This window comes from Pseudomonas sp. ICMP 10191 (assembly GCF_001467335.1).
GTDB lineage: Bacteria > Pseudomonadota > Gammaproteobacteria > Pseudomonadales > Pseudomonadaceae > Aquipseudomonas > Aquipseudomonas cerasi.
Genome location: NZ_LKGW01000068.1, coordinates 89,257 through 115,498, shown reverse-complemented (window position 1 = coordinate 115,498; position 26,242 = coordinate 89,257). Strand labels below are relative to the sequence as shown.

Here is a 26,242-nt window from a genome sequence, read left to right as displayed (position 1 = left end):
ATCAACTGCGTCACAACGATAGTCTTAATTCCCGCCTACGCCATTTACAGAGAAACCGGATGAAACGCAGCCTCTTCATTCTAGCCATCATCTTCGCCCTGCTTGCGGGTGGCGCGGGCTGGTACGTAAATAGCAAACTGCCGGTACGTGACGGCGAGATCGCCATGAGCCGTCTTCAGGCCCCCGTCACCCTGCGCTACGACGAGCGTGGCGTGCCGCACATCCGCGCCGAGAACGAAGCCGACCTTTACCGCGCGCTCGGCTATGCCCATGCTCAGGACCGGCTGTTCCAGATGGAAATGCTGCGTCGCCTGGCACGCGGTGAGCTGGCAGAAGTACTGGGGCCGAATCTGCTCGAGACCGACAAGCTGTTTCGCAGCCTGCGCATTCGTGAACATGCGGATGCGTATGTCGCACACCAGGACAAGAACACCCCCACCTGGAAAGCGCTGGAAGCCTACATCGACGGCATCAACCAGTATCAGGATACCCACGCAAGGCCGATGGAGTTCGACGCGCTGGGCATTCCCAGACGACCGTTCACCACAGAAGACACGGTCAGCATCGCCGGCTATCTGGCTTACAGTTTTGCTGCGGCGTTCAGAACCGAGCCACTGCTGACCTACGTCCGCGACCAGCTCGGCCCGGAGTACTTGAAAGTCTTCGACCTGGACTGGCACCCGGACGGCATGCTCGACTCGAAACCGGCACTGGCCGACGCCGACTGGAAGGGTCTGAATCAACTGGCGCAGTTGAGTCACAAGACGCTTGAAGATGCTGGCCTGCCGCAATTCGAGGGTAGCAACGCCTGGGTGATTTCCGGCAGCCGCACGCAAAGCGGCAAGCCGATTCTCGCGGGCGACCCGCACATCCGCTTCTCGGTGCCTTCGATATGGTACGAAGCGCAGCTATCGGCACCGGGTTTCGAACTGTACGGGCACTTTCCGGCGCTCAACCCGTTCGCGCTGCTGGGCCATAACATGGATTTCGGCTGGAGCCTGACCATGTTTCAGAACGACGACGTGGATCTGATCGCCGAGAAGACCAACCCGGACAACCCGAATCAGGTCTGGTACCACGGGCAATGGGTGGACATGAAACGCACCGAGCAGCAAATCACCGTCAAGGGCCAGGCCCCGGTCACACTGACGCTGCTCGAATCGCCGCACGGACCGATCGTCAACAACGTGATGGGCAAGAACGCCGGCCAGACGCCAATCGCGATGTGGTGGTCGTTTCTGGCATCCGCCAACCCGGTGCTGGACGGTTTCTATGAGACCAACCGCGCCGATACGCTGGACAAGATGCGTAGCGCGGCCGAGAAGATTCAGTCGCCGGGCCTCAATATCGTCTGGGCCAACGCCAAAGGCGATATCGGCTGGTGGGCGGCGGCGCAACTGCCGATCCGTCCGCAGGGCGTCAACCCCAGTTTCATTCTGGACGGCAGCACGGCACAGGCCGATAAGCTCGGCTTTTACCCGTTCAGCGCCAACCCGCACGAAGAAAACCCGGCGCGTGGCTACATCGTGTCGGCCAACTTCCAGCCGCAGTCGCCGACCGGCATGCCGATTCCCGGCTACTACAACCCGGCCGAACGCGGCCAGGCGCTGAACCGGCAACTCAGTGACTCCAGCATCAAATGGGACTTGGCCGCCAGCAAGGCGCTGCAACTGGGCACGCAGACCGACTATGCACCGAGTATTCTCAGGCCATTGATTCCGGTACTGCGCAGCGCTGTCAGCGACCCGGACGAACTGGCACTCGTGGAGCGACTGGCCAGTTGGAAAGGTGATTACCCGGTCAATTCGGTGGGTGCCACGCTGTTCAATCAGTTCCTGTTCGACCTGACTGAAGAGACCTTTCACGACGAACTGGGCGACGCGATGTTTGAAACCCTGCTGTCGACCCGCGTCCTGGACGCTGCGCTGCCGCGCCTGGCCGCCGATGCCGACTCGCCGTGGTGGAACAATCGCAATTCACCCCACGAAGAAAGCCGTGCCAACACCGTCAAGGTGGCCTGGCGCGCCACTGTTTCGCACTTGAGGTCGCTGTACGGCACCAACCCGGATGAATGGGTGTGGGGCAAGGCGCATACCTTGACTCAAGGCCACCCGCTGGGTTCGCAGAAGCCGCTGGACATGATCTTTAACGTCGGCCCGTATGCCGCGCCGGGCACGCATGAGGTGCCGAACAACCTGTCATCGAGCATCCGTCCTGCCCCGTGGCCAGTCGGCTACGGCCCCTCGACCCGCCGCCTGATCGACTTCGCCGACCCGGCGCACAGCCTGGGGATAAATCCGGTGGGACAAAGCGGCGTGCCGTTCGACAAGCACTACTCGGATCAGGCCAAGGCTTTCGTGAACGGCGAGTACCTGCCGCAGCGCTTCAGCGAGAAGGACGTGGCCGAGCATACGGAAGGGGTTTTGCGGCTGGTGCCGGGGGCCTAGCGACACGCTTTGCACCGAGTCCGGAAATGGGGCTTCTCGTGGGAGCGAGCTGTCGGAACCGACAGTGAAACCTTCACGTACGGTACATCAGGCACAACCGGGTTTGACTATCGTGCCAATGCTCTGCGTTGGCATGCCTTTCGTGACGCTCCGCGTCACAAGTCTGCGTAGCACCGCGCTATCAAGATCGGACGCAGAGCGTCCAGAGCTGCGCTCCCACGCTGGAGCGTGGGAGCGATAAACCGAGATAGCTAGTTGCTGCCGGTACCCGGCAGTTCGCGAGCAAGCTCGCTCCCACGCCCTCCGGGCACGATCAGGTTTTCAGGCCGCCGGAGCACGCCTCGGATCGGGCTGCTTCCAGGCATCTGCCGCGCTTTCCTCGATAGCTTGCTGGATCGCACGCTTGCGGTTGTTTTCGGCGCGGCGGGTGAAGAACCAGACCAGAAAGGTTGCCAGTGACACGGCCAGCAGGATCAGGCTCGCCACGGCGTTGATTTCAGGCTTCACGCCCAGACGCACGGCAGAGAACACTTCCATCGGCAAGGTCGTCGAGCCGGGCCCGGAGACGAAGCTGGCGAGCACCAGGTCGTCCAGCGACAGCGCGAAGGACATCATGCCCCCGGCTGCCAGCGATGGCGCGATCATCGGGATGGTGATCAGCAAGAACACCTTCCACGGACGGGCACCCAGGTCCATTGCAGCCTCTTCGATCGACAGGTCCAGCTCACGCAGGCGCGCCGATACCACCACCGCCACATAGGCCGCACAGAACGTCGTGTGCGCGATCCAGATGGTCATGATGCCGCGCTCCTGCGGCCAGCCGATCAATTGCGCCATGGCCACGAAAAGCAGCAACAGCGACAGACCGGTGATCACTTCCGGCATGACCAGGGGAGCTGTAACCAGCCCGCCAAAGAACGTGCGGCCCTTGAAGCGGCTGATGTGGGTCAGCACAAACGCAGCCATCGTTCCCAGCGCCACCGCAGCAACGGCGGTGTAGCAGGCGATTTCCAACGAGCGCATCACCGAGCCCATCAGTTGCGAGTTGTCCAGCAGGCCGACGTACCACTTCACCGACCAGCCGCCCCAGACCGTCACCAGCTGCGAGGCGTTGAACGAGTAGATGACCAGAATCACCATCGGCGCATAGATGAACAGCAAACCCAGAACCAGCATCAGGTTCGAGAATCGAAAGCGGTTCATGCCTTGCCCTCCAGTTCTTTGGCCTGACTGCGGTTGAACAGGATAATGGGCACGATCAGCACCAGCAGCATGATGACCGCCAGCGCCGAAGCCACCGGCCAGTCACGGTTGTTGAAGAATTCCTGCCACAGCACGCGGCCGATCATCAGGGTTTCCGGGCCGCCGAGCAGCTCGGGAATCACGAACTCGCCGACCACCGGAATGAATACCAGCATGCAGCCGGCGATCACTCCGTTCTTGGACAGCGGTACGGTGATTTTCCAGAAACTGTTGAAGGTGCTCGAACCCAGGTCGGACGCGGCTTCCAGCAGGCTGGTGTCGTGCTTCACAAGGTTGGCGTACAGCGGCAGGATCATGAACGGCAGATAGGAATAGACCACGCCGATGTACACCGCCAGGTTGGTGTTGAGGATCTGCAACGGCGCGTCGATCAGCCCAAGCCACATCAGGAATGCATTGAGCAGCCCGTTGTTGCTGAGGATGCCCATCCAGGCGTAGACGCGGATCAGGATCGCCGTCCAGGTCGGCATCATGATCAGCAGCAACAGCACGGTTTGCAGGTCCTTGCGCGCGCTGGCGATGGCATAGGCCATCGGATAGCCGATAAGCAGGCACAGCAAGGTGCTGATGAAGGCCATCTTCAGCGAGCCCAGATAGGCCGAAACGTACAGGTCATCGCCACTGAGCAAGGTGTAGTTGGCGAAGTTGAGGACCATCTGCAGCTTTTCGTCGGCGTAGCTGAAGATTTCGGTGTACGGCGGGATCGCGACGTCGGCCTCGGCGAAGCTGATCTTGAGCACGATCAGAAACGGCAGGGCAAAGAACAGGAACAGCCAGAGAAACGGCACGCCGATGACCATCTGCCGCCCGTTGGGCTTTATGCGCTCGAACGCGCGCTTGATCTTGCGGATTTTCATGAGCGCAGTACCACGCCGCTGTCGTCTTCCCACCACACGTAGACTTCATCGCCCCAGGTAGGCCGTGCGCCCTGACGCTCGGCGTTGGCGACGAACGACTGCACCAGTTTGCCGCCCGGCAGCTCGACGTAGAACACCGAATGACCGCCCAGATAGGCGATGTCGTGGACCTTGCCGCGCGACCAGTTGTATTCGAAGCCTGGCTGCTCGGTGGTGATCAGCAGCTTCTCAGGGCGCAGGGCGTAGGTGATGTGCTTGTCTTCCACCGACGTACTGACGCCGTGGCCGACATAGATATTGCGCTCCAGCTCGGGACTGCGGATCAGCGCGTGTGCCTCCATGTCTTCGATCACGTCACCTTCGAACAGGTTGACGCTGCCGATGAATTCGCAGACCAGACGGCTGGTCGGGGTCTCGTAGATGTCGATCGGGCTGCCGATCTGCGCGATCCAGCCCAGGTGCATGATCGCGATGCGCTCGGCCATGGTCATGGCCTCTTCCTGATCGTGAGTCACCATTACACAAGTCACGCCGACGCGCTCGATGATCTCTACCAGTTCCAGTTGCATCTGCGAACGCAGTTTCTTGTCCAGTGCGCCCATCGGCTCGTCGAGCAGCAAAAGCTTGGGCTTTTTGGCCAGCGAACGGGCCAGGGCCACACGCTGACGCTGACCGCCGGACAGCTGATGCGGCTTGCGCTTGGCGTACTGGGTCATCTGTACCAGCTTGAGCATCTCCGCCACGCGGGCTTCGATTTCCGGCTTGCCCAGCTTGTCCTGCTTCAGGCCGAAGGCGATGTTGTCCGCCACGGTCATGTGCGGGAACAGCGCATAGGACTGGAACATCATGTTGATCGGGCGTTCGTACGGCGGCATGTCGGTGATGTCGACACCGTCGAGGTAGATACGGCCTTCGGTTGGCCGTTCGAACCCGGCCAGCATGCGCAGCAGTGTCGATTTGCCGGAGCCAGAGCCGCCAAGCAGGGCGAAGATCTCGCCCTTGTTGATCTGCAGGGACACATCGTCCACCGCGACCGTCTCGTCGAACTTCTTCGTGACCCGATCGATCCTGACCAGCACCTCTTTGGGTTGCTGACCGCCTTCGATGGCTTTCTTGTAGGCGCCGGAGGCAACTGCCATGGGTGAAACTCCCAACAGGTAGGCAACCCGGCCCATATGGCCGGGTGCTGGATTTTTATTTGCCCGACTTGACCTTGGTCCAGCTGCGGGTCATCAGACGTTGCACCTTGGGTGGCAACTCGCTGTTCACGAACAGGCGGTCCAGCACTTCCTGAGGCGGATAAACCGCTTCATCGGTACGGATGCTCTGTTCCATGAACTCGCCGGAGGCGGGATTGGGGTTGGCGTAACCGACTTCATCGCTGACCTTGGCGATCACCTTGGGGTCGAGCATGTAGTTGATGAAGGCACTGGCTTCCTTGATGTTTTTCGAGTCCGCCGGGATCGCCAGCATGTCGAACCACAGGTTACCGCCCTCTTTCGGGATGCTGTAGGCGATCTTCACGCCCTTGCCCGCTTCTTCAGCCCGGGATTTGGCCTGGAACACATCACCCGAAAAACCTGCGGCGACGCAGATGTCGCCGTTAGCCAGGTCGGTGATGTATTTGGACGAGTGGAAATAGGTCACGTAAGGACGAATCGCCAGCAGCTTGGCTTCGGCCTTCTTGTAATCGGCTTCCTTGGTGCTGTTGGGGTCCAGCCCCATGTAGTTGAGCACCGCAGGCAACATCTCATCGGCGGAGTCGAGAAACGCTACGCCACAGCTGGAGAGCTTCTTGATGTTCTCCGGCTCAAACAGCACGGCCCAGGAGTCGATCTTGTCGACGCCCAACACGGCCTTGACCTTTTCGACGTTGTAACCGATGCCGTTGGTACCCCACAGGTACGGCACGGCGTACTGGTTACCCGGATCGTTCTTCTCCAGACGCTTGAGCAGCGCCGGGTCGAGATTCTTGTAATTGGGCAGCAGCGACTTGTCGAGCTTCTGGAACGCACCGGCCTTGATCTGCTTGCCAAGGAAGTGATTGGACGGCACCACCACGTCATAACCTGTACGTCCGGCGAGCAGCTTGGCTTCCAGGGTTTCGTTGGAGTCGAACACGTCATACATCGGCTTGACGCCGGTAGCGGCTTCGAAGTCCGCCAGGGTGGTCTTGCCGATGTAATCGGACCAGTTATAAATATGCACGGTGGACTCAGCCTGGGCACTGATCGACAGTGTCAGCCCGGCAGCCGCCAGCAAGGCTTTGGAAAGAATAGAAATAGACAAAGAATGAGTCCTTTTAACAGAGGGGCCTGAGCGCCGGAGGGCGTCCGGAAAACCAAACCGGCGCGCAACTTACCGTCTATGAGCCCAACCAGCAAAGGTTTAGGCAATATTCCTGTCTGCTGGCTGCTGCGCGGCCGAGGCTACGCAGCATCCACAGGTTTGATGACAGGCTTATTTACCTGATTTTATCTTGGTCCAGCTGCGGGTCATGATCCGCTGCGTAGCTGCAGGCAGGTCAGCGATTGCATACAGTTTGGCCTGTACGTCGGCAGGTGGATAAACGCCAGGGTCACTGGTGATTTCCTTGTCGACCAGCGCCGTAGCCGCCGCGTTACCGTTCGGGAAGCGTACGGCGTTGGTGATCTCGGCCATGATTTCCGGCTTCATCAGGAAGGTCATGAACTTGTAGGCACCCTCGACGTTTTCGGCATCCTTGGGAATGGCGACCATGTCATAGAAGCTGCCGGCGCCTTCTTTCGGAATGTTGTAGGCAACCTTCACCTTGCCACCGGCTTCGGCAGCGCGGGATTTGGCCTGGTAGATATCACCCGAATAGCCGACTGCGACGCAGATGTTGCCATTGGCCAGGTCCGAGATGTACTTGGACGAGTGGAAATAGCCAATCGATGGACGAATCTTCATGAACAGCGCTTCAGCTTCGGCGAGCTGCTTCTTGTCCTGAGAATCGGTCGGGTAGCCCAGGTAATGCAAGGCAATCGGCAGCATTTCGGTCGGCGAATCGAGGAAGCTGATGCCGCACGACTTCAGCTTGGCAGCGTTCTCCGGCTTGAACAGCAGGTCCCAGGAATTGACCGGCGCATCGGCGCCCAGCGCAGCCTTGACCTTGTCCGGGTTGATGCCGATACCGATCGAACCCCACATGTACGGGAATGCGTGCTTGTTGTCCGGGTCGCTGACCGACACGGCCTTGAGCAGCGATTCGTTGAGGTTCTTCCAGTTCGGCAGCTTGGACTTGTCCAGCTCCTGATAAACGCCGGCCTTGATTTGCTTGGCCAGGAAGTTGTTGGACGGCACGACGATGTCATAGCCGGATTTGCCAGCAAGCAATTTGGCTTCAAGCGTCTCGTTGCTGTCGAAAACGTCGTAGACCACCTTGATGCCCGATTCTTTCTCGAATTTGGCAACGGTGTCCGGCGCGATGTAATCGGACCAGTTATAGACGTGCAGCACTTTGTCATCGGCCTGCGCAGCAGTGGCCACAACGCCCATCAGGGACAGCGCGAGAAGGGTCTTGCCAAATTTTTTCATGCGTAGCTCCAATGTATTTTTATCACTGACCGTCAGTTAGCGGCGTGTAGCCATTAGTCTGGCAACTTCCTGGGCAGGCTTTCAAGCCGAAGCCCCTCAAACAATGCACATTGCGCTTGAATCGACGCTTTTTTTGCGTTTTCAGCCCTGCAACACCGCCAGCGTCAGATCCAGGCATTTGCGCGCCTTCTCGACCAGCTCATCGATTTGCGCAAAACTGATCACCAGCGGTGGCGCAATGATCATGGTATCGCCCACAGCCCGCATGATCAGGCCATTGTCGAAGCAGAAGGTTCGACAGATCATTCCCGCGCCCTTGTCGGTATAGCGCTCGCGGGTGGTCTTGTCCTTCACCAGCTCGATGGCCCCCAGCAAACCGACACCCCGGACTTCGCCCACCAGCGGATGATCGCTCAACTCACGCAAACGCTTTTGCAAATACGGTGCCGTTTCCGACCTGACCCGTTCGACGATCTTTTCTTCGCGCAGGATACGGATGTTCTCCAGCGCCACCGCCGCAGCCACCGGGTGCCCGGAGTAGGTAAAGCCATGATTGAAATCGCCGCCCTCATTGAGCACCGCGACGATTTCATCGCGCACGATCAGGCCGCCCATCGGTACATAACCGGAGGTCAGGCCTTTGGCGATGGTCATCATGTCCGGCTTGAGGCCGTAGAAATCGCTACCGAACCACTCACCGGTACGCCCGAAACCACAAATCACCTCATCGGCGGCGAACAGGATGTCGTAGCGGGAAAGGATTTCCTTGATCTTCGGCCAGTAGGAATCGGGCGGGACGATCACACCGCCAGCGCCCTGGATCGGCTCGGCAATGAACGCACCGACGTTCTCGACGCCCAGTTCGAGAATTTTCTTTTCCAGTTGCTCGGCAGCCCAGATACCGAACTCGTCCGGCGTCATGTCGCCGCCTTCGCCGAACCAGTATGGCTGGGGAATGTGCACCACCCCCGGAATCGGCAGGTCGCCCTGCTCGTGCATGTACGTCATGCCACCCAGGCTGGCACCGGCGACGGTGGAGCCGTGGTAGCCATTGACGCGGCTGATGATGGTTTTCTTGTTCGGCTGGCCTTTCAGCGCCCAGTAATGACGAACCATGCGCAGCATCGTGTCATTGCCTTCAGAGCCAGAACCGGTGAAGAACACATGGTTCATGCCCTGCGGTGCAATCTCGGAAATGGCCTTGGCCAACTCCAGCACGGGCGGGTGGGCGGTCTGAAAAAACAGGTTGTAGTACGGCAGCTCGCGCATTTGTTTGCTGGCTGCGTCGGCCAGTTCTTCGCGGCCATAACCGATGGCCACACACCACAGGCCGGACATGCCATCGAGGATCTTGTGGCCCTCGCTGTCCCACAGATAAACGCCTTCGGCACGGGTGATGATGCGCGGGCCTTTCTCTTTCAATTGTTTGTAGTCGCTGAACGGTGCCAGGTGATGCTCGCTGCTCAGGGCCTGCCATTCGAGGGTTTGCGGGTTGTTGGCACTCATGCAGCACTTCCTTTGATCAGGTCAGTAGGCAGAGCGCAGCGCATCAATCGCAGCGGCGCTCTGCGTGATCAGACGGCGAAAAGCAGGAATTCCCGCTCCCACGAACTGATCACGCGCTTGAAGTTTTCATGCTCGGCGCGCTTGACTGCGACGTAACCGATGATGAATTTCTTGCCCAGGTATTTTTCGATGGTCTTGCTGTTTTCCATACGCTCCAGCGCGTCTTCGATGGTCAACGGCAGACGCAGATTACGCCGCTCGTAACCCCGCCCGACCACCGGTGCGCTCGGGTTGATGCCTTCGACCATGCCGATGAAGCCGCACAGCAGACTGGCGGCGATGGCCAGATAAGGGTTGGCATCGGCACCCGGCAAACGGTTTTCCACGCGACGGTTCTGCGGTACGGCGTCCGGCACACGCAGGCCGACGGTGCGATTCTCTTCGCCCCACTCGACGTTCACTGGCGCCGAAGTGTCGGGCAGAAAGCGCCGGAACGAGTTGACGTTGGGTGCGAACAGCGGCAACAGCTCGGGGATGAACTTCTGCAGACCACCGACGTGGTTCAGAAACAGCTCGCTCATGGTTCCGTCTTCGTTGGAGAAGATATTCTTGCCGGTCTCGATGTCGATGATGCTCTGGTGCAAGTGCATGGCACTGCCTGGCTCGCCGGTCATCGGCTTGGCCATGAAGGTTGCCGCGACGTCGTGCTTGAGGGCGGCTTCGCGCATGGTGCGCTTGAACACCAGAATCTGGTCGGCCAGCGACAGGGCATCACCGTGACGGAAGTTGATTTCCATCTGCGCCGTGCCGTCTTCGTGGATCAGCGTGTCCAGGTCCAGGTTCTGCAGTTCGCACCAGTCATAGACGTCTTCGAACAGCGGATCGAATTCGTTGGCCGCTTCGATCGAGAACGACTGACGCCCGGTTTCCGGTCGCCCGGAGCGCCCGATCGGTGGCTGTAGCGGATAGTCCGGGTCGTCGCTACGCTTGGTCAGGTAGAACTCCATCTCCGGCGCCACGATTGGCTGCCAGCCCTGATCGGCGTAAAGCTTGAGGACCTTCTTCAACACGTTGCGCGGCGACAGCTCGATGGGGTTGCCCTGCTTGTCGTAGGTGTCGTGAATCACCTGCGCAGTGGGCTCGACCGCCCAGGGCACCAGATACACCGCGTTCTGGTCGGGACGGCAGATCATGTCGATGTCAGCCGGGTCCAGCAGCTCGTAGTAGATATCGTCTTCTACGTAGTCGCCGGTCACCGTCTGCAACAGCACGCTTTCAGGCAGGCGCATGCCTTTTTCAGCGATGAACTTGTTGGTCGGCGAGATCTTGCCGCGCGTAATCCCGGTGAGGTCGGACATCATGCATTCGACTTCGGTAATCTTGTGTTCTTTCAACCAATCGGTGAGCTGGTCGAGGTTGGTACTCATAAATACCTCAGGGTTTTATTGTCCTGATCGTGATCAGGCGTTCCAGACGCATCGGCGTCATGATGTACAACTCGTTTCGGCAGACGCCGATTAGGGGTAAGGTGACAGCTGCGGGGCCGGATTTCCAGACGGCAGCGGTCACACTGACGACGCCGTTATAGTGGTAATGTCCAGCGCTGAGAGTAGAGCAGACTGGCTTCGATAGCCGTTCAGGGGTGTCGCACAGTGTGGCAACCCACCACGAGCACCGATATCACAGGCATGATGAGCGCTGTACGGACTTGATAGTCGCGTGTCGACCAGGGAAAGGTGAAGCATAGGACCCCCGCTATTGTTGCTCTACTGGGTTGCGATCGAGCTTAGCCTCGTTCATTTTTTTATACAACAACCCGTTAAAAATAGAAGACAGGCCGCTCTAGCTCGTATTTAACAGCGGTCAGAAACGGAATAAAACGCCCTAAATAGCGGCAAAAAAGGCCATATGGCGCAGTTTTAGGGCAAAAAAAGGCTCTATTGACTTCATCATGGCTTTCGGATTGACTGAGATCCGCAATCATTGATGATTGATATTTTTAACAACAAAGGTGTTGCATCATGTCGGTACCCCCGCGTGCCGTTCAGCTTAACGAAGCGAACGCGTTCCTTAAGGAACATCCTGAGGTTCTGTACGTTGACCTTCTGATTGCAGATATGAATGGTGTGGTGCGTGGCAAACGCATCGAACGCACCAGCCTCCATAAGGTTTACGAGAAGGGCATCAACCTGCCTGCCTCTTTATTTGCTCTGGATATCAATGGCTCCACGGTGGAAAGCACCGGCCTGGGCCTGGACATCGGTGATGCTGACCGAATCTGTTATCCCATCCCTGACACCCTGTGCAACGAGCCATGGCAAAAGCGCCCTACCGCGCAGTTGCTGATGACCATGCACGAACTCGAAGGCGACCCGTTTTTCGCCGACCCGCGTGAAGTATTGCGCCAGGTCGTCGCCAAATTCGACGAAATGGGCCTGACCATCTGCGCAGCGTTCGAGCTGGAGTTCTACCTGATCGATCAGGAGAACGTGAACGGTCGCCCACAACCGCCCCGCTCGCCGATCTCCGGCAAACGCCCGCACTCGACACAGGTCTACCTGATCGACGACCTCGACGAATACGTCGACTGCCTTCAGGACATCCTCGAAGGTGCGAAGGAACAAGGCATTCCTGCCGACGCCATTGTCAAGGAAAGCGCCCCAGCTCAGTTCGAAGTCAACCTGCACCACGTCGCCGACGCGATCAAGGCGTGCGATTACGCCGTATTGCTCAAGCGCCTGATCAAGAACATCGCCTACGATCACGAGATGGACACGACCTTCATGGCCAAGCCCTATCCGGGTCAGGCGGGTAATGGTCTGCACGTTCACATCTCGATCCTGGATCGCGATGGCAAGAACATCTTCACCAGCGAGGATCCCGAGCAGAACGCCGCATTGCGTCATGCAATCGGCGGTGTGCTCGAGACCCTGCCGGCACAAATGGCTTTCCTGTGCCCGAACGTCAACTCGTATCGCCGGTTCGGTGCGCAGTTCTATGTGCCCAACTCGCCGACCTGGGGTCTGGACAACCGTACGGTCGCCGTTCGCGTACCGACCGGCACCGCCGACGCGGTACGTATCGAACACCGCGTTGCCGGTGCCGATGCCAACCCGTATCTGGTGATGGCTTCGGTCCTGGCGGGCGTGCACCACGGCCTGGTCAACAAGGTCGAGCCTGGCGCCCCGGTAGAAGGCAACTCCTACGAGCAGCATGAACAAAGCCTGCCGAACAACCTGCGTGATGCACTGCGCGAGCTGGACGACAACCCGGTGATGGCCAAGTACATCGACCCGAAATACATCGACATCTTCGTGGCCTGTAAGGAGAGCGAGCTGGAAGAGTTCGAACACTCCATCTCCGACCTCGAGTACAACTGGTATCTGCATACGGTCTGATTGAGGCCGAGTAGTACAAGACGCCGCAGGCTTTGAGCCTTGCGGCGTTTTTGTTTGGTGTGCAGCCCCGGACACCTATTCCTCCTCACGCTCCGGCGTGGGAGCGATGATCGTTTGGCGACGACAGCGATTCATCCCGTCAGAATCCCTTACAATGCCCGCAGCCCAACCAAGAGCCACGCCCATGACACGCCCCGCCACGCCTCGCAAACCTCAAGCACGCAGCCAGGCCAGAATCGATTCGATTCTCGACGCCGCGCGCACGCTGCTTGCCGAACAAGGAGTGGCCAGCCTGTCGATTTACAGCGTTGCCGAGCGCGCCGGCATTCCTCCCTCGTCGGTGTACCACTTCTTCGCCAGCGTCCCTGCACTGCTTGAAGCACTGACTGCCGACATCCACGCCGCCTTTCGCGCGTCGCTGCAGGCCCCCATCGATCACGACCAGCTCACCACCTGGCGCGACCTGTCACGCATCGTCGAACTGCGCATGCTGGCCATCTACAACGCCGACGCCGCCGCCCGCCAATTGATCCTTGCCCAGCACGGCCTGACCGAAATCAACCAGGCCGACCGCCAGCACGATATTGAGCTGGGGCACTTGATGCTTGAAGTGTTTGACCGCCACTTCCAGTTGCCCGCACTGCCGGACGATGTAGACGTGTTTGCGCTGGCCATGGAACTGGGGGATCGCGTGTATGCGCGTTCGGTGCAGTTGCATGACGAGATCACACCACGCATGGCTGAGGAAGGGATGCGGGTATTTGATGCTTATCTGGGGTTGTATTTGCCGGTGTTTTTGGTGAAGAGGGCAGATTGAGAATTACGACCGAGTGGATTTATTTGTTCTCTCGGGTTCTGTAGATACTTAGCCTGGTCTCTTTTTTCTCGCTTCAATCCTGGACCTATAATTTATCTTCTCTTGAAAATACTTAATTCTTGCAGCGAAAGCTTCAGTTTCTAGCGTGCCATTAATATAAATAGGACTGTCAGGCTCAGGCTTTTTAATACCGGCAGCTTTAAGTGCAGCATAATATTTTTGGCGTGCACTCCTCACGACAGGATCTCTTCTGGCAAAGCCTATTGGATGCCCTCCTCGTCTTTTACTCGGCCTCGATGAAGCTGCGTTACTGGGTTGAAGAGGTCATGGCAGTTTCTTCAAATAGAGCCAGCTGTCAGCATCCGGCAAAACCGCTACGTCGCTACCTCACATAACTGCTAGGTAAAAAGCAAAAAACCCCGGAGGGTCAGGACCGTCCAGGGTGTTTTTTGCCCATCGTTTACAGCTTGGCGATGGAGACTTCAGTGGACTTCACGAAGGCGATGACTTCGCTGCCGACGACCAGCTCCAGCTCTTTGACCGAGCGGGTGGTGATGACCGAGGTCACGACACCCGATGCAGTCTGTACGTCGATTTCCGACAGTACGTCGCCGTGGACGATTTCCTTGATGGTGCCTTTGAACTGATTGCGAACGTTGATGGCTTTGATAGTCATGGCATGTCTTCCTTTGGGGATCAGGGTTAATTTGCCCAGCGCAATTGCGTAGGCAGTGGCGAAAACGGTTCCGGGTCAGGTGGCGAACCCGGCAGGGCCAGCACACGGTTGAGCACTTCAGCCTCCAGCGCCGCAAGGCGATGCGAACCACGAACACGCGGACGTGGCAGGTCGACCAGCAGATCGAGACCGATCTGCCCCTCTTCGATCAGGATCACCCGGTCGGCAATGGCCACGGCCTCGCTGACGTCGTGGGTTACCAGCAGCACCGTGAAACCATACTGGCGCCACAGCTTTTCGATCAGTTGCTGCATTTCGATCCGGGTCAGGGCATCCAGCGCGCCCAACGGCTCGTCGAGCAACAGCAGACGCGGCTTGTGAATCAGTGCACGAGCCAAGGCAACGCGCTGCTTCTGACCGCCGGACAATGCGGCAGGCCATTCATTGGCGCGCTCGGCGAGGCCGACGGCCTCAAGCGCTTCAAGGGCCTGCGCCCGCCAGTCGCCGCTCAACCCGAGGCCGACGTTGTCGATGATCTTTTTCCAGGGCAGCAAGCGCGCTTCCTGAAACATCAATCGTGTGTCTTCGCGGGCATCGTCCAATGGTGCAGAGCCGGCAAGCAGCTGGCCTTGCGTTGGTTTGTCGAGCCCGGCGAGCAGACGCAACAGTGTGCTTTTGCCACAACCGCTGCGGCCGACGATGGCGACGAACTGACCGGCAGGGATGTGCAGGTCGATGTCCTTGAGCACTTCACGGGCACCGAACGCTTTTTTCAGCTTGCGTACTGCCAGCGGGATGCCACGCAGCAAGTGTGGAGGTTGCTGTTTCAGACTGGTCATGCGGCACCGCCTTTGCTCACTTGATAGGCCGGGTGCCAGCGCAGGCAGACACGTTCCAGGCCTCGCGCCGCCAGATCGGCCAGCTTGCCGAGTACGGCGTACAACACGATGGCCAGCACCACGACGTCGGTTTGCAGAAACTCCCGCGCATTCATCGCCAGGTAGCCAATGCCGGAGCTGGCAGAAATGGTTTCCGCCACGATCAGCGTCAGCCACATGAAGCCCAGCGCAAAGCGCACGCCGACCAGAATCGAAGGCATGGCGCCCGGCAGGATCACATGACGGAACAGGCTGAAACCTGACAGGCCATAGCTGCGGGACATTTCTACCAGTGCCGGATCGATGTTGCGGATGCCGTGGTAGGTGTTCAGGTAAATCGGGAACAGGGTGCCCAGCGCGACCAGGAATATCTTGGCGGTCTCATCAATGCCGAACCACAGAATGACCAGCGGAATCAGCGCCAGGTGCGGCACGTTACGGATCATCTGCACCGAGCTGTCCAGCAGACGCTCGCCCCATTTGCTCAGGCCGGTAATGAAGCCCAGCGCCAGACCGATGCCGCCGCCAATGGCGAATCCGATCCCGGCGCGCCAGCCGCTGATCGCCAGATGCGTCCAGATTTCGCCGCTGGCGACCAGGTTTATGCCCGCTTCGATGACCGCGCTGGGTGCGGGCAGAATGCGTGTGGATAACCAGCCGGCGCTGACCGATAGCTGCCAGACTGCCAACAACAGGACAGGAAGAGCCCAGGGCGCCAGTCGGTGAACGATGCGTTGCGAAGCACTGAGGCTCATGGAGTTGTCTCCTCGAAGGGCCTGACGATCACTGTGCTTGAGCAACAGCAGCAGGGGGTGTCCAGACCACATCAGCAATACTGAGCGGCTTTGGAATCAGCTTGAGCTGGTAGAAGGTGTCAGCGATTTTCTGCTGTGCCGCCACCACCGGCGGGGTCAGGAACTGCGCGCCGTAGCCCTGACGCTTTACCGAGGTCAGGGTGATGTCGGCCGGCAGCCCCAGCAACGGTGCGACCTGTTGGGTCACTTCATCGGGATTGGCCTTGGACCATTCGCCCACCGCACGGACCTCCTCGATCAGGGCCTGAATGACCTTGGGGTTTTTCTGCGCGTATGGCTTGGTGGCGAGATAGAACTGATGGTTGTCGACAATGCCGGTGCCGTCTTTCAAGGTCCGCGCCTGCAATTGCTTTTCAGCTGCGGCCTGGTAAGGGTCCCAGATGACCCAGGCATCCACACTGCCGCGCTCGAAAGCGGCACGCGCATCGGCCGGAGGCAGAAAGACGGTCTGGATATCGGTGTATTTCAGGCCGGCATCTTCCAGTGCCTTGACCAGCAGATAATGGACGTTCGAGCCTTTATTGAGGACGACTTTCTTGCCCTTCAGGTCTTTGACCGAGGTGATCGGGGAGTCTTTGGGGACCAGGATGGCTTCGCTGGTCGGCGCTGGCGGCTCGTAGGCGACATACAGCAGGTCCGCGCCTGCGGCCTGAGCGAAGACTGGCGGCGTTTCGCCGGTGACGCCGAAGTCGATGGAACCGACATTCAGGCCTTCAAGCAGTTGAGGGCCACCAGGGAACTCGGTCCACTGGACTTTAACGCCCTGCTCGGCCAGACGCTTTTCCAGCGAGCCCTTGACCTTGAGCAGCACCAGCGTGCCGTACTTCTGGTAACCGATGCGCAGATCTTCCGCCTGGGCCTGAGTGACCGCACCAAGAGCGACCGCAGCAGCAAACAGCGCGACAAGGCTTCGACGCAAAATGACAGTGCGCATATGCGCTCCTTTACCTATTTGGGGTGATCCCCTGCTCGACCGGTGAGGGACGAGCAAGGTGGGAATAGGCACGACATTAACAGCCCTTTTTTATATCTATAAATCTTATTTATTCATTTAGTTATTCCATAAATGAATATAAGGGAAGTGCCGTTGCCTGCACGTTGCGGACCTGTGACGCAGAGCGTCACGACCTGCATTCCCAGGCTGGAGCGTGAGGAACGATAATCTCAACTATCGTGCCCATGCTCTGCGTCCGCGGTTGATCCAGCGACGCAGCCAGCGGCAGGGAACAATAAAAAAGGGCCGATAAATCGGCCCGAATAACCCCACGCTTGGTAGATCGAAAATCAGCGGTTTGGCTGTGGTGTCAGGCGCAGATAGGGCGTGACTGCCTTATAGCCCTTGGGAAAGCGTTGCTTGATCTCGGCTTCATCCTTGATCGACGGCACGATCACTACGTCATCACCGTCCACCCAGTTGGCGGGCGTGGCGACCTTGTAGTTGTCGGTCAATTGCAGAGAGTCGATAACGCGCAGAATCTCGTGGAAGTTACGCCCGGTGCTGGCCGGATAGGTGATCGTCAGACGCACCTTCTTGTTCGGATCGATCACGAACAGCGAGCGCACAGTCAGTGTGTCGTTGGCATTGGGATGAATCAGGTCGTACAGGTCGGAGACCTTGCGGTCGGCATCGGCCAGAATCGGGAAATTGACCTGCGTGTTTTGCGTGGTGTTGATGTCGTCGATCCACTTGATGTGCGAATCGACCGGGTCCACCGACAGCGCAATGGCTTTCACGCCGCGCTTGGCGAACTCGTCTTTCAGTTTGGCAGTGAAACCCAGTTCTGTGGTGCACACCGGCGTGAAGTCCGCCGGATGAGAAAACAACACACCCCAGCTGTCGCCGAGCCATTCATGAAATCGGATACGACCCTCGCTGGATTCCTGCTCGAAGTCAGGGGCGATGTCGCCAAGTCGCAGTGTCATGGTGTTGCTCCTTGTCTTTATCAGGTAGGCCTTGGTATAGCACTACTGTGCGCCCTGTCGAGGAAAGTTAAAAAGAATAAATAATGCGCCTTATAGACCTGTCAGGAATATCAAAAAACAGGCAAAAGAAACCCCGCACGGGGCGGGGTCTCTTTGAGCATCAATACACTTACATGAAGTTGTAGGTGTAGTTGAAGATCAGACGGGTTTGATCGGTATTGGTCGAGTTGTTCAGGTCGCCATCCGCACGGTAAGTACCGTGACGCAGGGTGGTGCCAAAACCTTTCATCGGACCGCTCTGGATCACGTAGTCAACGCGCATGTCGGTTTCCCACTCGGAGTATTCTTCTTTACCGGTAGTGCGATCACGAATGTCGTCTGCGTGCAGGTAAGCGATGGCTGCTTTCAGGCCTGGAACACCCACCTTGGCGAAGTCGTACGAGTACTGACCGAACGTGGTGTTTTCACCCGCGCGGTTGAAGCCGTTGATCATCGAGTCAGTGAACAGGTAGAAGCTCGAACCGCCGTTGCCTTCAAGACTCGAAGTGCTGGTGCCGTTCTTGGTGACGTTGCCTTGGTTCAGGAAAACCATGCCGCCGTCATCGCCAATCTGCTGATGGCCAACCATGAACGCATGGCCGCCCAGGGCGTAAGTAAACATGGCGGACCAAGTGGAGTTATCCACTTCGCCAGCGTTCTTGGCATAACCGTTGTTGTTGTTGAAACGGTAGCCGGTTGCTGCGTCGCTGTTTTTGCCGTCAGAGCTGCTGTTGAAATAACGCAGGTCAGTCTTGAAGGACTGGTTGGCGTCGATTTGGTAAACGTGTACCAAACCGAGGAAGTGCTGCTTGTAGAAGTCTTCCAGATTAGCGTAGTAGTACTGCAGGGTCAGGTCTTTGGTGACTTTCCAGTCAGCACCGGCGAAGCGGAACTGATCGGCAGTCTCGGAAGCGCCGGCAATGGACAGGTCAGTCCAGTTGCTCGAAGCACGGCCGATGGATTTGTTCAGCTGACCGGCAGTGAAGGTGACGTTGTCCAGATCCTTGGAAGTCAGGATGCCGCCCTGGAAAGCCTGAGGCAGAAGACGACCATCGTTGCTGACCAGAATTGGCAGGTTAGGTGCCAACGCGTTACCGACTTTCAGCTCGGTTTTCGAGAAGCGTACCTTGCCGTTGGCGCCCAGACGGCTCCATTCGCTGACAGCAGAACCGTCGCTGTCGGTAGGCAGAATGCCGCCGTTCGCTGCAGGAGCGTGGTTGCCACGGCCGCCATCAAGGTGAACACCGACCAATCCCTGGACGTCCAGACCAAAACCGACAGTACCTTGAGTGAAGCCCGACAGGTAGTCGAATTTCAGGCCAGTGGCCGTCTCACGGTTGTTGTGGGTAGTGCCTTCGCGGAAATCGTTGTCAAAATACAGGGTACGAGAACTGACGGACGCTTTACTGTCTTCCAGGAAACCAGCTGCGCTGGCCTGCTGAGCCAATACACCAACGGTGACGGCCAAAGCCAGGGTGGACTTCTTCATTACTACGCTCCTCGTGAATCTAATTTTTTATATCCATGGTGCCGGGCTTGGCCCTGACCCACGGATTAGCGATAGGCGACAGTCCCGATCCGAGATCAATGGATTCTGTTCGCCCTGACTTTTGACTAGACCGCTTTTGTCGATGACAACACGTTGGTGCAATACCCTTATGCGCTGAAGAAACCATCGCTGGAATCTTGAGAACATCCAGTCATATGTCACAACTCGTGTCAGCAAAGACGTCACGGAGTGTATCGACCTAACTACCCATTTCCCAAAACTTATTTTGGTACCGTTCGTCAGATCTATCATTTTCGTGCGCCCGACCGGAAAAATGCACCTTCACCGGTCTCGATCTCCGCCAGTAGAGTACAGATGCAAAACTGGCGAAAGCCTTGTATTACGGGAACTTCGGGGAGATTAGTCAGTTAATGTGACAGTTGTCATCACTTTGACGGCGCACTTCGTTCAAGCACAAAAATTTTTTTTCACTTTGCTTTTTGGGGCCATTTTCAAGCGTTTTTCGGCCTTCCGAGCTGTCCTTCACTGTAGCCCACGTGAACAAAAAGGCAATTCTGGTGTCGGGCGCTGTAACAGCCAGCCGATTGGCCAATGCGCAAACGGCTCATTTATGCATGAGACTGGGACGGTCCATCATCGAGTTCGAATGAATGAGTGCATCAGTATGGTTTTTTGCACCCTCGTGGTGCGCAAATTGAGTGCACTCCTGAAAACCGGAAGGCTGGAACATGTACTACGTTACGAGGGATGAGCGACGCTGCACTACGGCTCCGTTCTATAGCCAAATCACCTTCGGCACTCGAAGAACATGTATAAATATTTATAATTCAAAGAGTTATGCGCCGCACAAATAAAGCATGGCATCACACAGAGAGGACCCGTCTCACACGCGGATGCGTTTTTTCTGAAACGATTTGAAAACTGGCACGCCCCCTGCAATAGGTATTACATCACCAGTTTTGGGGACCTTGGTACAGGCAGGCCGGGGATTCCCCTCTTTTATTCCTCCCGGAGACTGACCTCCAGTCTCCAGCGCCCGTCCACCTTCTCAGTGCGCCAGTCGCCATGAAGTGGACGGGCTGCCAGGAGCGTCAGCACCAACCCCTTCTCTCCCCGTTCCACCTTCCAGCGCGCAACCCTATTGTCGAACCTCAGTTGGCCCGTCCACGGCTGTCCTGACGCATCGACGTTGAGTACCACGGCACCATCCACCGTCGCGCCGCGATACTTCGGTTCTTCGTTGAACCAGAGCGCCAGACCGGCAGGCAATTCTTCGATCTGCTCCAGTTCAACCGGGTCAGGCTGCTGCAGACGGCCGATAATCGTGCCCACGGTAAACCCGACAATCGCCATGGAACCAAGAACACGCGGCCATAGCTTCGGTCTCGGGTCCTCTTCAAGGGTAGAATGCATCCCGTCCTTTCGTTCGGAGCCGTGCATGTTTCACGTCATCCTTTTTCAACCAGAAATTCCGCCGAATACCGGCAATGTCATCAGGCTATGCGCCAACAGTGGCTGCACCCTGCATTTGATCGAACCCTTGGGTTTCGAGCTGGACGACAAGCGCCTGCGCCGTGCCGGGCTCGATTATCACGAGTATGCCACGCTGCAGACACATGCTGACCTGGCAAGCTGCCTGGAGAAAATCGGCAACCCGAGGTTGTTTGCCTTCACCACCAAAGGCTCGCGGCCTTTTCATGATGCGAGCTTTGAGCCAGGCGATGCCTTTCTGTTCGGTCCGGAAAGCCGTGGCCTGCCCGCCGATATTCTTGACTCGCTGAGCAGCGAGCATCGCCTGCGACTGCCCATGCGTGAAGGCTGCCGTAGCTTGAATCTGTCCAACACGGTGGCCGTGGCCGTCTATGAGGCATGGCGTCAGCACGGATTTGCTTAGGCCTAAGTGTGGCATTTGCTTAATCAGACTGATGTTCCGCATCACACAGCGGTTCTGCGATTCAGTGAGATTCAGGCTCGACTCAGGTCACCTTTTCGCCCCTCGGCGACTCACTTTGAGGGACCAAAGTGAGCAAAGTCCTTCGCTCCTGTTTCCGGCCCGACTTCGTCGGGTTCCTTCTCGATAAAAAGCATCCATTTGGCCCAGCCGCCATTCTTGAACAGACACAAAAAAGCGCCCTGAAAGGCGCTTTTTTTTTTGCCGCGGTAACGCTTACTGAACAGTCGGCGTTTCGCCAGCTTCCTGCATGCGTTGCAGTTCTTGCGCGTACAGGGCGTCGAAGTTCACCGGAGCCAGCATCAGCGCAGGGAACGAGCCACGTACGACCAGGTTGTCGATGGCTTCGCGAGCGTAAGGGAACAGGATGTTCGGGCAGAATGCGCCGAGGGTGTGGCTCATTGCGCCGTCGTCCAGGCCCTTGATCAGGAAGATACCGGCCTGTTGCACTTCAACGATGAAGGCAACTTCGTCGCCGTTGTTGACGGTCACGGACAGGGTCAGCACGACTTCGTAGAAATCGCCTTCCAGCTGCTTCTGACGGGTGTTGAGGTCCAGGCTGACGGTCGGCGTCCACTCCTGGCGGAAGATCGCCGGGCTTTTTGGCGCTTCGAACGACAGGTCGCGAACGTAGATACGCTGCAGGGAAAATTGTGGGCCGTTTTCTTCATTGGCAACGGCGTCGTTGTTCGGTTGATCGGTCATCTCGGATCCTTGTCAGATTAGGCTGAAAGATTAAGGGGTATCAGGCCAGCAGCGCATCGAGCTTGCCGGCACGCTCCAGAGCAAACAGGTCATCGCAGCCGCCCACGTGGGTCGAGCCGATCCAGATTTGCGGTACGGAAGTACGACCGGCCTTCTTGGTCATTTCGGCACGCAGCTGCGGCTTGCCGTCGACGCGGATTTCCTCGAAGGCCACGCTCTTGCTCTGCAGAAGCTGTTTGGCACGTATGCAATACGGGCAGTAGTCGCTGGAATAGACGATGACTTGAGCCATGTTCACTTCACCAGAGGAAGGTTATCGCCGCGCCAGCTGGAAATGCCGCCGGACAGCTTGGCCGCCTTGAAGCCGGACTTGAGCAGCTCGCGGGCGGTGGTGCCAGCATGCTGCCCCATTGCATCGACTATGATCAACGTCTTGTCCTTGTATTTCTCCAGTTCGGCGGTACGGGTCAGTAACTTGTCCTGTGGGAAATTCAGGGAGCCGACGATATGCCCTGCGGTGTAATCCTTTTTCGAGCGCACGTCGATGACCACGCCCTGATCGCTGTTGACCAGTGCGGTCAGCTCGCGAGTGCTCAGGCTGGCGCCGCCCTTGCTCATTTCGTAAGCAATCAGCAGTCCCAGCAGAATGACGAAGGCACCGGTGATCAAATAGTGGTTAGTGGCGAATTCAAGCAGGTGAGCAACCATCAGTAGGTTCCAGGGCGTTAAAATGTCGGCCAGTATACACAGCAGCCAAGGTCGGCCAAAGTCCGTACGGCAGTGACGCCGTTTGAACTTGTCCTTAAAATGCCGTTCCCTTGTACTTTGTTCATCTCTTTATCCAATCAGCATCGAGTGGGTTCTATGACTGCCACGCCAAAACCTCTGGTTCTTATCATCCTGGATGGCTTCGGACACAGCGAAAGCCACAAGGGCAATGCCATTCTGGCCGCGAAGATGCCGGTCATGGATCGTCTCTACCAAACCATGCCCAATGGCCTGATTTCCGGGTCGGGCATGGATGTCGGTCTGCCGGACGGGCAGATGGGCAACTCCGAGGTCGGGCACATGAACCTGGGGGCCGGGCGTGTGGTGTATCAGGACTTCACTCGGGTGACCAAAGCGATTCGCGATGGCGAGTTCTTCGAAAACCCGACCATTTGCGCCGCCGTGGATAAAGCCGTCAGCGCCGGCAAGGCCGTGCACATCATGGGCCTGCTGTCCGATGGTGGCGTGCACAGCCACCAGGATCATCTGGTTGCGATGGCTGAACTGGCGGTCAAACGCGGTGCAGAAAAAATCTACCTGCATGCCTTCCTTGATGGCCGCGACACGCCACCGCGCAGCGCGAAGAAATCCCTCGAGCTAATGGACGCAACCTTCGCCCGCCTGGGTAAGGGCCGTACCGCCACGATCGTCGGCCGCTACTTCGCCATGGACCGTGACAACCGCTGGGACCGGGTTTCGTCTGCCTATAACCTGATCGTCGACAGTGCCGCCGAATTCCACGCAGACAGCGCCGTTGCCGGGCTCGAAGCCGCCTACGCACGCGACGAGAACGACGAGTTCGTCAAAGCCACGCGTATTGGCGGAGCCGCCCGCGTGGAAGATGGCGATGCGGTGGTGTTCATGAACTTCCGCGCCGACCGCGCCCGTGAACTGACTCGTGTGTTCGTCGAAGACGATTTCAAGGACTTCGAGCGCGCCCGCCAGCCGAAGGTCAACTATGTGATGCTGACCCAATACGCGGCCAGCATTCTTGCGCCGTCCGCTTTTGCTGCAGGCAGCCTGAAAAACGTGCTGGGCGAGTACCTGGCGGCCAACGGCAAGACCCAGCTGCGTATCGCCGAAACCGAGAAATACGCCCACGTCACGTTCTTCTTCTCCGGCGGCCGTGAAGAACCGTTCCCGGGTGAAGAGCGCATTCTGATCCCGTCGCCGAAAGTCACCACCTACGACCTGCAGCCTGAGATGAGCGCACCGGAAGTGACCGACAAAATTGTCGATGCCATCGAACATCAGCGTTATGACGTGATCGTCGTCAACTACGCCAACGGCGACATGGTTGGCCACAGCGGGATCATGGAAGCCGCGATCAAGGCTGTGGAATGCCTGGACGTATGCGTCGGGCGCATTACCGAGGCGCTGGAGAAAGTCGGTGGTGAAGCGCTTATTACCGCTGACCACGGCAACGTCGAGCAAATGACTGACGACCACACCGGCCAGGCGCACACCGCGCACACCTCCGAGCCGGTACCGTTCGTTTATGTGGGCAAACGTCAGCTGAAAGTTCGCCAAGGCGGCGTTCTGGCCGATGTCGCGCCGACCATGCTGCATCTGCTGGGCATGGAGAAACCGCAGGAAATGACCGGTCACTCGATTCTTGTGAACGAGTAACCCGGTCAAAACCGGCCTTTAGCCATCAGGCAAGGCCGGTTTTTTATGTTTCAGGCCTCAAAGCAGTGGTTGCGAGGCGTTTTTTTTGCAGCGCATGGCGGGCATACTAGGCCTGACATTTTTTCTCACAATTCCTCGGTATCGCCCACCCACATGCTTCGCGCCTTGATTGCCCTTGCTCTGATCTGCCTGCTCAATCCGGCGTTTGCCGAAGACGAGCGTGTGCAAACCCAAAAACAGATAGATGCTGCGCGTCAGGATGTGGCGGAGCTGCAAAAAGTCCTGGGCAAGCTTCAGGAAGAACGTGCAGGCGTCCAGAAGGACCTGCGCACCACTGAAACCGAAATGGGCAAGTTGGAAAAGCAGGTCGAGGTCCTGCAAAAGGAACTAAAAAAGACGGAAACCGAGCTGCAAAAGCTCGACAGTGAAAAAAAGAAACTGAACAGCGCCCGTGTTGAACAGCAACGCCTGATTGCCATCCAGGCCCGCGCCGCCTACCAGAGTGGCCGCCAGGAGTACCTCAAGCTGCTGCTCAACCAGCAACACCCCGAGAAGTTCGCCCGAACCCTCACGTATTACGATTACCTGAGCCAGGCGCGCTTGGAGCAGTTACGCAATTTCAATGAAACCCTGCGCCAGCTGGCCAATGTCGAAAAAGACATCGACCTGCAACAGGCCCAACTGCTGGTACAGAAAAGCAACCTGGACAGCCAGAGCGAAGAGCTGGCCAAGGTTCGCCAGGAACGTCAACAGGCGCTGGCCAAGTTGAATCAGGACTACAAGGCCCGCGATCAGAAACTGCAGGCCCGTCAGCAGGATCAGGCCGACCTGGCCAAAGTCCTCAAGACCATCGAAGAAACCCTGGCTCGCCAGGCACGTGAAGCCGAAGAAGCTCGCCAGAAGGCGCTGGTTGCAGCCCGCGAGGCGGAAGAAAAGCGTCAGCGCGAAGCTGAAGCCGTCGCCCGCAATAACAGCAGCAACAGCAGCAGTAAAAGCGATGATGAACCGGCACCGCGTCGCCCGGTCAAAGCCCCCGGCGCAGTCGTTTCCAGTGCCGGAGTTTCCTACGGCGGACCTTTTGCAGAGGCCAGGGGAAAACTTCCATGGCCTATCGATGGTCGACTGCTTGCGCGTTTCGGTGAAGCCCGCGGCGATGACGAACGGACCAAATGGGACGGCGTCATGATCAGCGCCGCAGCCGGAAGCCAGGTACGTGCCGTGCATGGCGGACGAGTGGTGTTCGCCGACTGGTTGCGCGGTGCCGGGCTTCTGGTCATTCTCGACCATGGCAACGGTTATCTGACCCTTTACGGGCACAACCAGAGCCTGCTCAAGTCGGCAGGTGACATTGTAAAAGCCGGTGAAGCGATTTCCACGGTCGGCAATAGTGGCGGTCAGGACACGGCAGCGTTGTACTTTGCTATTCGTCAGCAGGGTCGCCCCAGCGATCCGGCCCAATGGTGCCGCACTCAAGGATAAGTCGGCGTCAATATCTGTAGGAG

At 58.0% G+C, this 26,242-nt stretch carries 23 protein-coding genes; 6 read left to right on the top strand and 17 right to left on the bottom strand.

Annotation, left to right across the window (positions count from 1 at the left end):
* Window positions 1-59 precede the first annotated feature (59 nt).
* Window positions 60-2,447: a penicillin acylase family protein gene (locus AO388_RS07085; protein ID WP_058416235.1), complete on the top strand. Its 2,388-nt coding sequence runs from the start codon at window positions 60-62 to the stop codon at window positions 2,445-2,447.
* A 321-nt stretch (window positions 2,448-2,768) separates the two neighbouring features.
* Here AO388_RS07085 and AO388_RS07080 read toward each other — a convergent pair whose 3' ends face one another.
* The 7 genes from AO388_RS07080 to AO388_RS07050 all read right to left on the bottom strand — a co-directional run bounded on the left by AO388_RS07080 (window position 2,769) and on the right by AO388_RS07050 (window position 11,058).
* Window positions 2,769-3,650, bottom strand: coding sequence for an ABC transporter permease subunit (locus AO388_RS07080; protein ID WP_058416234.1), 882 nt, complete (start codon window positions 3,648-3,650; stop codon window positions 2,769-2,771).
* Window positions 3,647-4,567, bottom strand: a complete 921-nt coding sequence (locus AO388_RS07075; protein WP_003372160.1) for an ABC transporter permease subunit — start codon at window positions 4,565-4,567, stop codon at window positions 3,647-3,649. Before AO388_RS07075 ends, AO388_RS07080 begins: the two co-directional genes overlap by 4 nt.
* A complete protein-coding gene (gene potA, locus AO388_RS07070; RefSeq protein WP_003372162.1) occupies window positions 4,564-5,706 on the bottom strand; it encodes a polyamine ABC transporter ATP-binding protein in 1,143 nt (380 codons plus the stop codon). The genes AO388_RS07075 and potA overlap by 4 nt, the downstream gene beginning before the upstream one ends.
* Window positions 5,707-5,761: 55 nt before the next feature.
* The gene (locus AO388_RS07065) at window positions 5,762-6,856 is read right to left on the bottom strand and encodes a polyamine ABC transporter substrate-binding protein (protein WP_058416233.1); all 1,095 of its coding nucleotides are present in this window, start codon (window positions 6,854-6,856) and stop codon (window positions 5,762-5,764) included.
* Window positions 6,857-7,027: 171 nt separating this feature from the next.
* Window positions 7,028-8,125, bottom strand: a complete 1,098-nt coding sequence (locus tag AO388_RS07060; protein ID WP_003382101.1) for a polyamine ABC transporter substrate-binding protein — start codon at window positions 8,123-8,125, stop codon at window positions 7,028-7,030.
* A gap of 141 nt (window positions 8,126-8,266) precedes the next feature.
* Entirely contained in the window at window positions 8,267-9,631 is a 1,365-nt protein-coding gene (locus tag AO388_RS07055) for an aspartate aminotransferase family protein (protein ID WP_058416232.1), read from the bottom strand.
* A 68-nt stretch (window positions 9,632-9,699) separates the two neighbouring features.
* Window positions 9,700-11,058, bottom strand: a complete 1,359-nt coding sequence (locus AO388_RS07050) for a glutamine synthetase family protein (protein WP_002555767.1) — start codon at window positions 11,056-11,058, stop codon at window positions 9,700-9,702.
* 594 nt (window positions 11,059-11,652) lie between these two features.
* Here AO388_RS07050 and AO388_RS07045 point away from each other — a divergent pair.
* Together AO388_RS07045 and AO388_RS07040 are read left to right on the top strand one after the other, a co-directional pair.
* On the top strand, window positions 11,653-13,029 hold the full coding sequence (locus AO388_RS07045; protein ID WP_003413528.1) for a glutamine synthetase family protein: 1,377 nt from the start codon (window positions 11,653-11,655) through the stop codon (window positions 13,027-13,029).
* A gap of 184 nt (window positions 13,030-13,213) precedes the next feature.
* Window positions 13,214-13,846: a TetR/AcrR family transcriptional regulator gene (locus AO388_RS07040; protein WP_003434680.1), complete on the top strand. Its 633-nt coding sequence runs from the start codon at window positions 13,214-13,216 to the stop codon at window positions 13,844-13,846.
* 460 nt (window positions 13,847-14,306) lie between these two features.
* Here AO388_RS07040 and AO388_RS07035 read toward each other — a convergent pair whose 3' ends face one another.
* The 7 genes from AO388_RS07035 to AO388_RS07005 form a co-directional block, all read right to left on the bottom strand.
* Window positions 14,307-14,522 (bottom strand): TOBE domain-containing protein, encoded by a 216-nt coding sequence (locus AO388_RS07035; RefSeq protein WP_002555770.1) that lies wholly within the window; start codon window positions 14,520-14,522, stop codon window positions 14,307-14,309.
* A 26-nt stretch (window positions 14,523-14,548) separates the two neighbouring features.
* Window positions 14,549-15,361: an aliphatic sulfonates ABC transporter ATP-binding protein gene (ssuB, locus tag AO388_RS07030; protein ID WP_058416231.1), complete on the bottom strand. Its 813-nt coding sequence runs from the start codon at window positions 15,359-15,361 to the stop codon at window positions 14,549-14,551.
* A complete protein-coding gene (ssuC, locus tag AO388_RS07025) occupies window positions 15,358-16,155 on the bottom strand; it encodes an aliphatic sulfonate ABC transporter permease SsuC (protein WP_003413534.1) in 798 nt (265 codons plus the stop codon). The genes ssuB and ssuC overlap by 4 nt, the downstream gene beginning before the upstream one ends.
* Before the next feature lie 28 nt (window positions 16,156-16,183).
* Entirely contained in the window at window positions 16,184-17,149 is a 966-nt protein-coding gene (locus tag AO388_RS07020) for a sulfonate ABC transporter substrate-binding protein (RefSeq protein ID WP_058416230.1), read from the bottom strand.
* 350 nt (window positions 17,150-17,499) lie between these two features.
* Window positions 17,500-18,138: a peroxiredoxin gene (locus tag AO388_RS07015; RefSeq protein WP_058416229.1), complete on the bottom strand. Its 639-nt coding sequence runs from the start codon at window positions 18,136-18,138 to the stop codon at window positions 17,500-17,502.
* Between the two features lie 169 nt (window positions 18,139-18,307).
* Window positions 18,308-19,666: an OprD family porin gene (locus tag AO388_RS07010; protein WP_044310201.1), complete on the bottom strand. Its 1,359-nt coding sequence runs from the start codon at window positions 19,664-19,666 to the stop codon at window positions 18,308-18,310.
* Window positions 19,667-20,686: 1,020 nt separating this feature from the next.
* On the bottom strand, window positions 20,687-21,127 hold the full coding sequence (locus AO388_RS07005) for a hypothetical protein (protein WP_003372188.1): 441 nt from the start codon (window positions 21,125-21,127) through the stop codon (window positions 20,687-20,689).
* Here AO388_RS07005 and trmL point away from each other — a divergent pair.
* Window positions 21,126-21,581 carry a tRNA (uridine(34)/cytosine(34)/5-carboxymethylaminomethyluridine(34)-2'-O)-methyltransferase TrmL gene (gene trmL, locus AO388_RS07000; protein ID WP_002551469.1) on the top strand — a complete coding sequence of 152 codons (456 nt, stop codon included), beginning with the start codon at window positions 21,126-21,128 and terminating at the stop codon, window positions 21,579-21,581. The two genes, AO388_RS07005 and trmL, sit on opposite strands and share 2 nt — an antisense overlap.
* A 273-nt stretch (window positions 21,582-21,854) precedes the next feature.
* Here the strand turns inward: trmL and secB are convergent, their stop codons facing one another.
* The 3 genes from secB to AO388_RS06985 are packed head-to-tail and all read right to left on the bottom strand — an operon-like array spanning window position 21,855 to window position 23,051.
* Complete coding sequence (gene secB / locus AO388_RS06995) at window positions 21,855-22,343, bottom strand: protein-export chaperone SecB (protein WP_003372189.1); 489 nt, start codon at window positions 22,341-22,343, stop codon at window positions 21,855-21,857.
* A gap of 40 nt (window positions 22,344-22,383) precedes the next feature.
* Complete coding sequence (gene grxC, locus AO388_RS06990; RefSeq protein WP_002551467.1) at window positions 22,384-22,635, bottom strand: glutaredoxin 3; 252 nt, start codon at window positions 22,633-22,635, stop codon at window positions 22,384-22,386.
* A 2-nt stretch (window positions 22,636-22,637) separates the two neighbouring features.
* Complete coding sequence (locus AO388_RS06985; protein ID WP_058416228.1) at window positions 22,638-23,051, bottom strand: rhodanese-like domain-containing protein; 414 nt, start codon at window positions 23,049-23,051, stop codon at window positions 22,638-22,640.
* Between the two features lie 156 nt (window positions 23,052-23,207).
* On the opposite strand from AO388_RS06985, the gene gpmI reads away from it, so the two are divergent.
* Window positions 23,208-24,740, top strand: coding sequence for a 2,3-bisphosphoglycerate-independent phosphoglycerate mutase (gene gpmI / locus AO388_RS06980; protein ID WP_058416227.1), 1,533 nt, complete (start codon window positions 23,208-23,210; stop codon window positions 24,738-24,740).
* Between the two features lie 153 nt (window positions 24,741-24,893).
* Window positions 24,894-26,219 carry a murein hydrolase activator EnvC family protein gene (locus AO388_RS06975; protein ID WP_044310203.1) on the top strand — a complete coding sequence of 442 codons (1,326 nt, stop codon included), beginning with the start codon at window positions 24,894-24,896 and terminating at the stop codon, window positions 26,217-26,219.
* Window positions 26,220-26,242 lie beyond the last annotated feature (23 nt).

Bases quoted from the DNA above. Each gene is read 5' to 3' on its own strand.
- AO388_RS07085 (WP_058416235.1), top strand. From the start codon at position 60: ATGAAACGCAGCCTCTTCATTCTAGCCATCATCTTCGCCCTGCTTGCG.
- AO388_RS07080 (WP_058416234.1), bottom strand. From the start codon at position 3,650: ATGAACCGCTTTCGATTCTCGAACCTGATGCTGGTTCTGGGTTTGCTG.
- AO388_RS07075 (WP_003372160.1), bottom strand. From the start codon at position 4,567: ATGAAAATCCGCAAGATCAAGCGCGCGTTCGAGCGCATAAAGCCCAAC.
- potA (WP_003372162.1), bottom strand. From the start codon at position 5,706: ATGGCAGTTGCCTCCGGCGCCTACAAGAAAGCCATCGAAGGCGGTCAG.
- AO388_RS07060 (WP_003382101.1), bottom strand. From the start codon at position 8,125: ATGAAAAAATTTGGCAAGACCCTTCTCGCGCTGTCCCTGATGGGCGTT.
- AO388_RS07055 (WP_058416232.1), bottom strand. From the start codon at position 9,631: ATGAGTGCCAACAACCCGCAAACCCTCGAATGGCAGGCCCTGAGCAGC.
- AO388_RS07050 (WP_002555767.1), bottom strand. From the start codon at position 11,058: ATGAGTACCAACCTCGACCAGCTCACCGATTGGTTGAAAGAACACAAG.
- AO388_RS07045 (WP_003413528.1), top strand. From the start codon at position 11,653: ATGTCGGTACCCCCGCGTGCCGTTCAGCTTAACGAAGCGAACGCGTTC.
- AO388_RS07040 (WP_003434680.1), top strand. From the start codon at position 13,214: ATGACACGCCCCGCCACGCCTCGCAAACCTCAAGCACGCAGCCAGGCC.
- AO388_RS07035 (WP_002555770.1), bottom strand. From the start codon at position 14,522: ATGACTATCAAAGCCATCAACGTTCGCAATCAGTTCAAAGGCACCATC.
- ssuB (WP_058416231.1), bottom strand. From the start codon at position 15,361: ATGACCAGTCTGAAACAGCAACCTCCACACTTGCTGCGTGGCATCCCG.
- ssuC (WP_003413534.1), bottom strand. From the start codon at position 16,155: ATGAGCCTCAGTGCTTCGCAACGCATCGTTCACCGACTGGCGCCCTGG.
- AO388_RS07020 (WP_058416230.1), bottom strand. From the start codon at position 17,149: ATGCGCACTGTCATTTTGCGTCGAAGCCTTGTCGCGCTGTTTGCTGCT.
- AO388_RS07015 (WP_058416229.1), bottom strand. From the start codon at position 18,138: ATGACACTGCGACTTGGCGACATCGCCCCTGACTTCGAGCAGGAATCC.
- AO388_RS07010 (WP_044310201.1), bottom strand. From the start codon at position 19,666: ATGAAGAAGTCCACCCTGGCTTTGGCCGTCACCGTTGGTGTATTGGCT.
- trmL (WP_002551469.1), top strand. From the start codon at position 21,126: ATGTTTCACGTCATCCTTTTTCAACCAGAAATTCCGCCGAATACCGGC.
- AO388_RS07005 (WP_003372188.1), bottom strand. From the start codon at position 21,127: ATGCACGGCTCCGAACGAAAGGACGGGATGCATTCTACCCTTGAAGAG.
- secB (WP_003372189.1), bottom strand. From the start codon at position 22,343: ATGACCGATCAACCGAACAACGACGCCGTTGCCAATGAAGAAAACGGC.
- grxC (WP_002551467.1), bottom strand. From the start codon at position 22,635: ATGGCTCAAGTCATCGTCTATTCCAGCGACTACTGCCCGTATTGCATA.
- AO388_RS06985 (WP_058416228.1), bottom strand. From the start codon at position 23,051: ATGGTTGCTCACCTGCTTGAATTCGCCACTAACCACTATTTGATCACC.
- gpmI (WP_058416227.1), top strand. From the start codon at position 23,208: ATGACTGCCACGCCAAAACCTCTGGTTCTTATCATCCTGGATGGCTTC.
- AO388_RS06975 (WP_044310203.1), top strand. From the start codon at position 24,894: ATGCTTCGCGCCTTGATTGCCCTTGCTCTGATCTGCCTGCTCAATCCG.